This is a genomic window from Compostibacter hankyongensis (genome assembly GCF_039541075.1).
Taxonomy (GTDB): domain Bacteria; phylum Bacteroidota; class Bacteroidia; order Chitinophagales; family Chitinophagaceae; genus Compostibacter; species Compostibacter hankyongensis.
Genome location: NZ_BAABFN010000019.1, coordinates 57,466 through 66,978, shown reverse-complemented (window position 1 = coordinate 66,978; position 9,513 = coordinate 57,466). Strand labels below are relative to the sequence as shown.

Annotated in this window: 9 protein-coding genes; all 9 read right to left on the bottom strand. The window is 54.8% G+C overall.

Annotated features, from left to right (window positions below; translation table 11 throughout):
* Nucleotides 1–236 (bottom strand): LLM class oxidoreductase (locus tag ABD851_RS14715; RefSeq protein WP_344980619.1); only part of this gene is annotated, 236 nt, incomplete at its 3' end.
* Between the two features lie 53 nt (nucleotides 237–289).
* Nucleotides 290–1,117 (bottom strand): 3-keto-disaccharide hydrolase, encoded by an 828-nt coding sequence (locus ABD851_RS14710; protein ID WP_344980617.1) that lies wholly within the window; start codon nucleotides 1,115–1,117, stop codon nucleotides 290–292.
* Nucleotides 1,118–1,247: 130 nt separating this feature from the next.
* Complete coding sequence (locus ABD851_RS14705; protein WP_344980615.1) at nucleotides 1,248–2,165, bottom strand: sugar phosphate isomerase/epimerase family protein; 918 nt, start codon at nucleotides 2,163–2,165, stop codon at nucleotides 1,248–1,250.
* 218 nt (nucleotides 2,166–2,383) lie between these two features.
* Nucleotides 2,384–5,233 (bottom strand): DNA ligase D, encoded by a 2,850-nt coding sequence (gene ligD / locus ABD851_RS14700; protein ID WP_344980613.1) that lies wholly within the window; start codon nucleotides 5,231–5,233, stop codon nucleotides 2,384–2,386.
* Nucleotides 5,234–5,303: 70 nt separating this feature from the next.
* Nucleotides 5,304–5,765 (bottom strand): NUDIX hydrolase, encoded by a 462-nt coding sequence (locus ABD851_RS14695; RefSeq protein WP_344980611.1) that lies wholly within the window; start codon nucleotides 5,763–5,765, stop codon nucleotides 5,304–5,306.
* Between the two features lie 55 nt (nucleotides 5,766–5,820).
* Nucleotides 5,821–6,330 (bottom strand): O-acetyl-ADP-ribose deacetylase, encoded by a 510-nt coding sequence (locus ABD851_RS14690; RefSeq protein ID WP_344980609.1) that lies wholly within the window; start codon nucleotides 6,328–6,330, stop codon nucleotides 5,821–5,823.
* A 59-nt stretch (nucleotides 6,331–6,389) separates the two neighbouring features.
* Nucleotides 6,390–7,718, bottom strand: coding sequence for a xylose isomerase (gene xylA, locus ABD851_RS14685; protein ID WP_344980607.1), 1,329 nt, complete (start codon nucleotides 7,716–7,718; stop codon nucleotides 6,390–6,392).
* Nucleotides 7,719–7,749: 31 nt separating this feature from the next.
* Nucleotides 7,750–9,249 (bottom strand): xylulokinase, encoded by a 1,500-nt coding sequence (locus ABD851_RS14680; protein WP_344980605.1) that lies wholly within the window; start codon nucleotides 9,247–9,249, stop codon nucleotides 7,750–7,752.
* A gap of 30 nt (nucleotides 9,250–9,279) precedes the next feature.
* Nucleotides 9,280–9,513, bottom strand: a complete 234-nt coding sequence (locus ABD851_RS14675; protein WP_344980603.1) for a hypothetical protein — start codon at nucleotides 9,511–9,513, stop codon at nucleotides 9,280–9,282.

Sequence of the window (9,513 nt, the reverse complement as noted above, 5' to 3'; positions counted from 1 at the left end):
GCAAACGGGATCACCTCCTGGCCGACGATATAGGAGGTCGGCAGCAGTATGTTCCTAAAGCCCATCCGGTCCGCCGTCTTTATAATGTCCGCACAGTGGGGGTAGTTGCTGCGACGCGAGGGGTCCACCGTCCCCAGAAACGCCGTATCCCCGCCGCACAGATCGTCAAACCAGGATACCTCGCATACCCGCTTCTCGGTACGCGCCGGCACCGGCACTATCGGTGTATCTATCATCGTTGCTCAGATTAAAATGATGAATGTTATTTATACCTGTATTCGTTTTTTGATTACAACGTTCTGATCCAGATGTTGCGGAAGCTGATCGGCTTGCTTTTGTCCCCGTGTGCCTGCAGCCGGATGGGCCCATTGCCCTGCGGCGCCACCTGCGGAAGACCGATAAACGGCGTCGTACCCTGGATGACCGTATTGTACTGTACCAATACGCCGTTTTGCAATACGGTAACCATCGGCTTTGTCCGGTAGGTTCCGTCTTCCTTAAAGGTGGGAGCGGTGTAAAGGATATCGTAGACATTCCAGTCGCCGGGTTTCCGCATGGCATTCACCAGCGGGGCGGTTTGCTTGTAGATGCTGGCCGCCTGCCCGTTTACATAGGTTTCGTTATGGTACGAATCCAGTATCTGCAGCTCATAACGGCCCTGCAAAAATACACCGCTGTTGCCCCGGGCCTGGCTACTCCCCGCTATATCTTCCGGTATACGCCATTCGATATGCAGCTGAAAATCCCCGAAGGTCTGCTTGGTTTGTATGTCGCCGGCTGCTTTATTGACCGTCAGCACACCGTCTTTTATGGTCCACTGGGCCGTTTTCCCAGCCGAGCTTTTGAACTTGGACATGTCCTTGCCTTTTACCAGTACATCGGCATCGGGAGCGCCTTCCCATTGAGAAAGATCCTTGCCGTCGAACAATACAATGGCGTCCGAAGGAGCAGGAGTGGCTGCATCAGACGGAGACTGGCCCGGGGTCACCACTTTGGGGACGGGAGACCAGAACTCGGTCATTTCGTGCGTCATCTGCGGGGCTTTTTCCTGTTGTTGCGCCAGGGCGGCTACCGTACCCAGGGGCAATAAAAACAATACACCAAAAATCCTTTTCATCTGTTAATGATTATTTTTTGTTTTTAACGCTTTTTCAAAAGGTCTCCGAAGATCGGCAAGACAACCTAAAAATAATTCAATCCGTTGTCAATGCTTCACATTTTAATGGTCTTCAAATGATCACCGGGAACTATCTGCCATATATCGGCTTGAGCTTTGCGTTGATATATGCTATGCTCTGGGTAGCCGACTCGCGGGGTGTCAGCCTTGTGCTGTCCTGTTCCTGGTTGATCCATCCGCGGAACTTTATTTCCTTTAGAAGACGCATCACAGCAGGAAGATCAACTTCTCCTTTACCCAGCTCCCGGAGGTTGGGGCCAAAGTTCGGCCGCTTTACCTCTCCGGCAACATCCTTGAAATGAAAATAGTTAAGGCGGTCTTTGTAAGTGCGCAATATCTCAAGCACATTTCCGCCGCCCATGGCAAGGTGTCCGGTATCGGGCGAGAGATGCACATACCTCGGATCGGTCAGTTCCATCGCCAGGTCAATCTCGCCGGGCTTTTCAATAAAAGTATTATAGTGCGGATGGATACCGATCTGGATACCCTGATCCAGCGCCATTTTCCCCAGTTCGTTTAATAGAGGGGCCGACTTGCGGATAAGCTCCGCAGGATCGCCAGCCTTACGGCTGCCGGGGCCGACCACGATATTTTTTGATCCGTAGAATTTCAGGCTCTCCATCGTTTCCCGGAAAGAAGCGACGATCTCCGCTTTACGACCGGCATCATAAAAGGGAGCGCCCCAATAATGCGCGCTGACCGCCAGCTTCTTCTTGCGGAGCAGGTCGCGGAAGCTTTCCCGGGTTAAGCCGTTCCGCTCCAGCTCTCCTTTACGGGGACTGTATTCCACGCCATCGAGACCCAGGTCGTGCATATCCTGGATCACTTCCTGCAAGGGTATCCTGCGGGCGGCGTATCCGCGCCAGAGTATTACTCCCATTGCCCAGCGGATGGGCGGACGACCCCAGAAAGAGGGGAATGACAGCATCCCGGCTCCGGCCCCGAGGGTCACTGTCGAAACCGAGCTGATAAATTGCCTCCTGTTCATCATATACGTTGATATTTCTGTCCTAACGGCCTTTTAGAGGGGTTTAAATATAGGCATTAACTTTTTCCCGGGGGGCTTTTTTCTTGCCCCGGAAGAGCCGTTTTCCCGCGAAGGGCCTGACAGACGGGCAAAAGAAGAGGGTATAAAAATTTGTTATCCCGGACAGGAAAATCACCTGATCAGGCATAACAGCACGAAGTGTGTTTAGAATGCTACCGTCACAGGTAGCTGCGAAGCGTCTTCAACGATTTGGACAGGCTGATCCCTTTGCCAAGCACGCCGCTGAACAGGTCGCCCCGTTCTTTCAGCATATCGGGCACCCGCTTGAGGGTAAAATCCTGCATTTTCAGTCCTTTTTTCACCTCGTCCCAGTGCAGGGGCATGGAAACCGTGGCGCCGGGCTTTGGTCTTACGGAGTAAGGCGCAGCCAGCGTGGCCTGAGGCCGGTTTTGCAGAAAATCGAGGTACATCTTGCCTTTCCTGTCACTCAGCTGCCGTTCTATGGTGGTAAATCCGGGTATCTGATGGTGGACAATGGTCACGATCAGCCTGGCGAACTCCTTGGACTCCTCATAGGTGTACCGGGCATGGAGAGGAATATAGATGTGCATGCCCGTAGAGCCGGAGGTTTTCGGATAAGAAGGAATGCCGGCATCCTCCAGCAGCTCGTGAATGACGCGGGCCGCTTCTATTACCTGCCCGAAATTGCCTTTTACGTCCGGATCCAGATCCAGGATACACCAATCCGGATTTTCCGGCTTCTTCACCGTGCTGTTCCAGGGATTCATCTCTACGCAGCCGTAATTGGCCACGTAGAGCAGGCTGGCTTCGTTGGTCACGACGAGAAATTTTTTCCGGCGATCGTCATCCTGGCTCTTGTAAGGCAGGGTATCTATCCAGGAGGGTATCTTACCGGACACATCCTTCTGGTAAAAATGTTTTCCGCGATAACCGTCGGGGAACCGGTTGAGCGACTGCGGTCTGTTTTTCAGATAGGGAAGGATATAAGGCGCTATCTGATAATAATAGTTCAGCAGGTCCCGCTTGGTGATGCCTTCCTCGGGCCAGAACGGCTTTTCGAGGTGAGTAAACTTCAGCTCGACCCCGCTGACTTTCCTGACCTGCGTTTTATCCTGCGGATTCAGCAAGGTCTTGCGGCCGTTTTTTACCGGCGGCTTTATCACCGGCACACCCGCTTTGTCCTTTACCGCTTTATCTTTTACCGGCTTTTTCCGTCCGGCTTTCCGGGCCGGTTTCTCTTCCGGATCTTCCTCTACCACCGCTTCTACGGGCATCTCTTTTTCCCTTACCACCTGCCGGGCATTTTTGTCCGCACGCATTCCTTCAAAGGCGGGATGCCGGAAAACGCCGTCCTGCGTCACTTCACTGAAGCTGATCTCACAGACCAGCTCGGGTTTCAGCCAGGTAGCGCTGGCATGGGGCGGGTTGGGGCGGAAGCGGGAGGGCTTGTTGTAATCGGGGATATCCTTCAGCGGGCTCTTCTTTATGATCAGCGACTTGAAACGCTTCATCATCTCCTGCTGCATTTTTGCGTTAAACCCGGTGCCTACCTTGCCTACATATTCCAGCCGTCCGTTGCTGTATGCACCCAGCAGCAGGGAGCTGAACAGCTTTGGAGAACCCGTATTCCGGGTATATCCTATTATCACCGCTTCCTGGCGTCTGGACACTTTTATCTTTAGCCAGTTCCGGGAACGCTCTCCCGGTTCGTACCGGCTGTCCAGCTTTTTGGCGATCATCCCTTCGAGTCCCATCTCCTTGGCAGCGGAGAAAAACTGCCTACCTTCCCCCCTGACCGAAAAGCTGCCCCGGATGATGCTGTCGTCTTCCGCCGGCAGCATGCTCTTCAGTACCGCCATTCTTTCTTTCAACGGAAGTCCCGTCAGCAGACGGCCCTTGTACCAGAGCAGGTCAAAAACATAGTATAGCAGCTCCCCGTCGGCTTCGCTGCGCCAGTTCTGCAACGCATTGAAGTGAGCGATTCCCTTTTTATCGACGACTACGATCTCACCGTCGACCACGGCATCGATATCCCAGCTTTTCAGGGCATCATGCACGGGGTAAAACTGGACGTCAAATGATTTGTTGTTCCTCGATTTGAGCAGGGTGATATGCTTATGGCGGAAACCGAGCGCACGGTATCCGTCCCATTTGATCTCATACTCCCAGTCTTCATCGTCAAAAGGCTCGTCCACAAGCGTCGCCAGCATGGGCGACAAGTTTTCTGAAAAAGGTGCAGCAGGCGCTTTTTCAAGAATGCTGTTCACGGTCAGGTTTGAGGTCGCCGGGTTTTCCTTCTCCCCGGATGCCGTGTCCGCCTTCTTTTGCCGTGTGCGGGAGGCGGCGCTGCGTTTCTTCACAGCCGTCTTTTTCGCAGCGGTCTTTCCTGCGCCCTTTTTAGCGGAAGCTTTCTCTGCAGCCGTTTTACGGGAGGCGGTCTTACGGTTTTTTTTCTCCCCGTATACGCCTTCCGGAGCGGCGGCCATCCTGCTGATGCTCTTTCCGCTAAGCACCGATTTGTCCTTTTTGGTGACGTCGGTCGCTGCAGCATATTTATCCCGGTGCTTGATCAGCAGCCAGGAGTTCTCCGCCATGCCTTTGGTCCTGACCAGGGCGAACTCTCCTTTCAGCTTCTTCCCTTTCAGGGCAATCTTCAAAGAGCCGGCCTTTAGCTGCTTTAAAAGCGATTTCTCCTGCTCTTTCTTTTCCCCGGCGCCGTCGATAGGTTCGTAGGTGCCTTCATCCCATACGATCACCGTACCTGCGCCGTAGTTGCCTTCGGGAATAATGCCTTCAAAATCCTTGTAATCATAAGGATGGTCTTCGACCATCATGGCCAGGCGTTTGTCTTTTGGGTCCAGGGAGGGACCTTTGGGTACGGCCCAGCTTTTCAGCACCCCGTCCATCTCGAGCCGGAAATCATAATGCAGGCGGGAGGCGTCGTGCTTCTGCACCACAAAATGCAGCGCCTTGTCTTTGCTTTTTCCGGACCGAGGCTCGGGAGTGTCCCGGAACGACCGCTTTTCTCGGTATTGCTGAAGACTCATAGGAGGCGGTTTGGTATAACGCGGCAAGATAGCCGTGCCATCCGCTGTAGATACAAAAACTGTTCCCTCCTTATTTTTTGCGCAGCAGCGTTTCCAGCGCATCCAGGAAGGCGGCCTGTCTGTCGTTGATCTTTTGTCTTGCTGTGGGCAGGTCAAACCAGGCGGCGCGGTCTACTTCGGGATAGGTGCGGGCCTTTCCGCTGCCGGGTGGCCATTGCAGCGAAAAAGTGTTGCCCGCGATGTTTTCAGGGTCCAGGTCTCCTTCCACAGCCCAGGCATACACGGTTTTCCCGCCCTTCTGTATTACGGGGTCAAGGGCTGTAAAGTCGCCGTCTATCTCCATACCGGTCTCTTCCTTAAATTCTCTTTTGGCCGCAGCCAGCGGGTCCTCCTGCTCGTCGATCTCTCCTTTGGGGATCGACCACGCACCCAGGTCCTTTTTTTGCCAGAAAGGACCTCCGGGATGCACCAGCAGCACTTCAAGCTTTTTTTGTTTCCTGAATAAGAGAATACCGGCGCTTTTACGGGACATATCAGAGGGGTATGAGGAGCGGGTGGGGAAATTTCTCTTCATCTGCGGAGTAGCATCACGTATCGCCGTATATTTCCATAAACTGCTTATAATCCGGCGTACCATATAATACGAACACCACTTCTGTCAGGGAAGAGGGTTGGTCCAGAAACGCGCGGACCGTACGGATGGCGGCTTTAGCGGCGGCCTCAAACGGGTAGCCATATACGCCTGTGCTGATCGCGGGAAAAGCAATGGTTTTCAGTTCATGATCCGCGGCCAGCTGCAGGCTTTTGCGGTAGCAGCTCTCCAGCAACGCCTCCTCCCCCTGCGCGCCGCCCTGCCATACAGGCCCTACGGTATGGATCACGTGGGGAGCCGGGAGGTGATAACCGCCGGTGATCTTTGCTTCTCCGGTAGGGCAGCCGTTCAGCTTCCGGCATTCTTCCAGCAAACCCGGTCCTGCAGCCCGGTGTATGGCCCCGTCCACCCCGCCGCCGCCGGTGAGCGATTCGTTGGCGGCGTTTACAATGGCGTCGACGGCGAGTTGGGTGATATCGCCTTGTATGATGCTGATGGCTGACATGGATAGTTTCTTAACGTGAAAGCACCGCAAAAATCATGCACAGCCAACTTATGCTGCAATCAGATATACTGATTGATCAGGTTTTCCAGCCATTCCTGCTTCCCGCTGGTACGCACCGGTTCCCCGTTTCCGAGGGCAACATCGCGCAGGTCTTCGAGCGACAGCTTTCCGGCTTCAAAGTCCTTTCCTTTTCCGCTGTCGAAAGAGCGGTAACGTTCGGTACGGAATTTTTTATAGGGAGAATGCTGCAGGATGCGGTCGGCTATGATCAGTCCCCGGGCAAAGGCGTCCATGCCGCCGATATGCGCCAGGAAGATATCCTCGAGATCCGTGGAGTTACGGCGGGTCTTGGCATCAAAATTCACGCCTCCCCCTGCAAAGCCGCCGGCCTCGAGAATGACCAGCATGGCTTCGGCCAGCTCGTTCAGGTTAGTGGGAAACTGGTCTGTATCCCAACCGTTCTGATAGTCGCCCCGGTTGGCGTCTATACTTCCCAGCATGCCGGCATCGGCGGCGGCCTGCAGCTCGTGCTGGAAGGTATGGCCGGCCAGGGTAGCATGGTTTACCTCGATATTCAGTTTAAAGTCTTTGTCCAGCCCGTAATGACGCAGGAAGCCGATGACGGTTTCGGTATCGTAATCATACTGGTGCTTGGTGGGCTCGCAGGGTTTGGGCTCTATGAGGAAGGTACCGCGGAAGCCCTGCTTGCGGGCATAATCCCGCGCCATGGTCAGCAGGCGCGCCAGGTGCTCCTTTTCCCGCTTCATGTCGGTATTCAGCAGGGTCATATATCCTTCGCGACCGCCCCAGAATACATAGTTTTCCCCCCCGAGGGCAATGGTGGCGTCAAGCGCATTTTTGATCTGGGTGCCGGCGCATGCCACCACGGAAAAATCCGGGTTGGTCCCGGCCCCGTTCATATAACGGGGATGACTGAACACATTCGCCGTACCCCAGAGCAGCCTTACGCCGCTGGCTTTCTGCTTCTCCCCGGCGTAGCCGACAATGGCTTGCAGCCGTTGCTCATATTCACGCAGGGAAGCGCCCTCGTCCACCAGGTCGATATCATGAAAGCAGTAGTAAGGGATACCCAGCTTGGTGATCAGCTCAAAGGCGGCATCCATCTTATCCTTAGCCCGCTGCACGGCATCTTTTTGCGCATCCCAGGGATAATTTTTGGTACCCGGGCCAAAGGGGTCACCGCCGGTATTGCAGAAGGTATGCCAGTAAGCCACGGCAAACCTGAAGAATTCCTTCATCGTTTTTCCGCCGACCACTTTGTTTTCGTCATACCATTTAAAGGCCAGGGGATTATCGGATTCCGGGCCTTCATACGCGATCTTTCCGATATTTTCGAAATACGTTTTATCACCTGTCAGGATGTTCATGGTTCTGTATATTTAATGTGTTTGGTTCTTTTTATGCTTCCGCGGATGTGGTCAGCGTTTTTTCCAGCTCCTGTTTCCAGCGGCGGTATGCCGTTTCATAGCGATCGCGTTTTGTGGGGTCGGGTTCTACAACGCCCGCCGATTCCATACCTATGTAGCTTTCCCGGTAACCGGCATAGTAGCCGGCCCCTACTCCTGCCGCACGGGCTGCGCCCTGGGCTCCGTCGGTACGGAAAAGCTCGATGACGGCTCCGGTAGTGGACGCAAAAATATTCCGGAACACAGGGCTCAGGAACATGTTGGCTGCCCCCGCCTTTACACGGGTTACCTCCACTCCCATTTCCAGCATGATCTCAAGGCCGAACCGTAACGCATATACGATGCCTTCCTGTGCAGCCCGCAGCATATGCGCCCGGGTATGGATGTTAAAATTCAGGCCAACCAGGCTGGCGCCAAGGTCGCGGTTTTCCAGGATACGCTCCGCACCGTTCCCGAAGGGGAGGAACAACAGTCCCCCGGCGCCGGGTTCCACGGTAGCGGCCAGTTCGTTCATCCGCTCATAACCATCCATCGCCAGGTTTTTCTTCAGCCAGTTGTACAGTATGCCGGTGCCGTTTACGCACAGCAAAACGCCGTTGCGCACCTGCTCCGGAGTATGGTTTACATGCACAAAGGTATTCACCCGGGAAGCAGGGTCCGACTGTATACGGTCGTTCACCCCGTATACCACCCCGCTGGTACCCGCAGTGGCAGCCGCTTCCCCGGGACTGAGCACACCCAGCGTATAGGCGTTGTTGGGCTGGTCGCCGGCACGGTAAGTAACGGGAGTGCCCGCGGCTATTCCCAGGGCCTGCGCCGCGGCCGCATTCAGCCGTACCTGCTCGCCGAAGGCAGGAACCACCGGACAGAGCAGGTCTTCCGGATAACCGTAGAAACCGCAGATATCCGAAGCTATCCGCTGCTCCCTGAAATCCCACCAGATACCTTCCGAGAGGCCCGAAACGGTAGTGGTCATTTCCCCGGACATGCGACAGGCGATATAGTCGCCCGGCAGCATTACCTTGTATATCTTTTCAAATACAGCGGGTTCATTTTCCTTTACCCAGCTGAGCTTGGAGGCGGTAAAATTACCGGGAGCATTCAGATACCGGTCCAGGCAAAAATCCCGCCCCAGCGCATTCACGGCCGCTTCGCCCCTGGCTACTGCCCGGCTGTCGCACCAGATGATGGCGGGCCGCAGCACCCGTCCTTCCCTGTCCAGGCATACCAGGCCGTGCATCTGGTAGGAAAGCCCGATACCGACGATGTCCCCGGGTCCGAAAGGGTGGATATTACGAAGTTTATCCGTTACCGTTATCACCTCTTTCCACCAGGCTTCTGGATCCTGCTCCGCCCAGCCGGGTCGGGGGGCCAGGATGGGCATTTCCTCCTCCGGAGAGAAGGCTGCCGCCAGGCAGCGGCCGGTGGCCGCATCCAGCAGAGCTCCCTTTACCGAGGAAGAACCGATATCGTATCCGAGTAAATAGCGCATAATCCCGAGCAGGCACCGCAAAGGCGCATATTAGTTATCCGTGGAGACGTGTTCGCTTTCTTCCGCATTTTTTTCCATACCGCCCCATTTCCACATGGCCAGCATGACCAGGGAAAAAACGACAAACACTATCCCGCAATCGCGATTGATGGTCTCTCCGACAGGCAGCCCGGTTTGTCCGGTAAAGGAAACGATCAGCAGCATGATACCCACCAGCAGAAAGAAAAAGCCTACCACAAAACGGAGATCAATCATATTCTTCAT

Bases quoted from the DNA above. Each gene is read 5' to 3' on its own strand.
- ABD851_RS14710 (WP_344980617.1), bottom strand. From the start codon at position 1,117: ATGAAAAGGATTTTTGGTGTATTGTTTTTATTGCCCCTGGGTACGGTA.
- ABD851_RS14705 (WP_344980615.1), bottom strand. From the start codon at position 2,165: ATGAACAGGAGGCAATTTATCAGCTCGGTTTCGACAGTGACCCTCGGG.
- ligD (WP_344980613.1), bottom strand. From the start codon at position 5,233: ATGAGTCTTCAGCAATACCGAGAAAAGCGGTCGTTCCGGGACACTCCC.
- ABD851_RS14695 (WP_344980611.1), bottom strand. From the start codon at position 5,765: ATGTCCCGTAAAAGCGCCGGTATTCTCTTATTCAGGAAACAAAAAAAG.
- ABD851_RS14690 (WP_344980609.1), bottom strand. From the start codon at position 6,330: ATGTCAGCCATCAGCATCATACAAGGCGATATCACCCAACTCGCCGTC.
- xylA (WP_344980607.1), bottom strand. From the start codon at position 7,718: ATGAACATCCTGACAGGTGATAAAACGTATTTCGAAAATATCGGAAAG.
- ABD851_RS14680 (WP_344980605.1), bottom strand. From the start codon at position 9,249: ATGCGCTATTTACTCGGATACGATATCGGTTCTTCCTCGGTAAAGGGA.
- ABD851_RS14675 (WP_344980603.1), bottom strand. From the start codon at position 9,513: ATGAAGAATATGATTGATCTCCGTTTTGTGGTAGGCTTTTTCTTTCTG.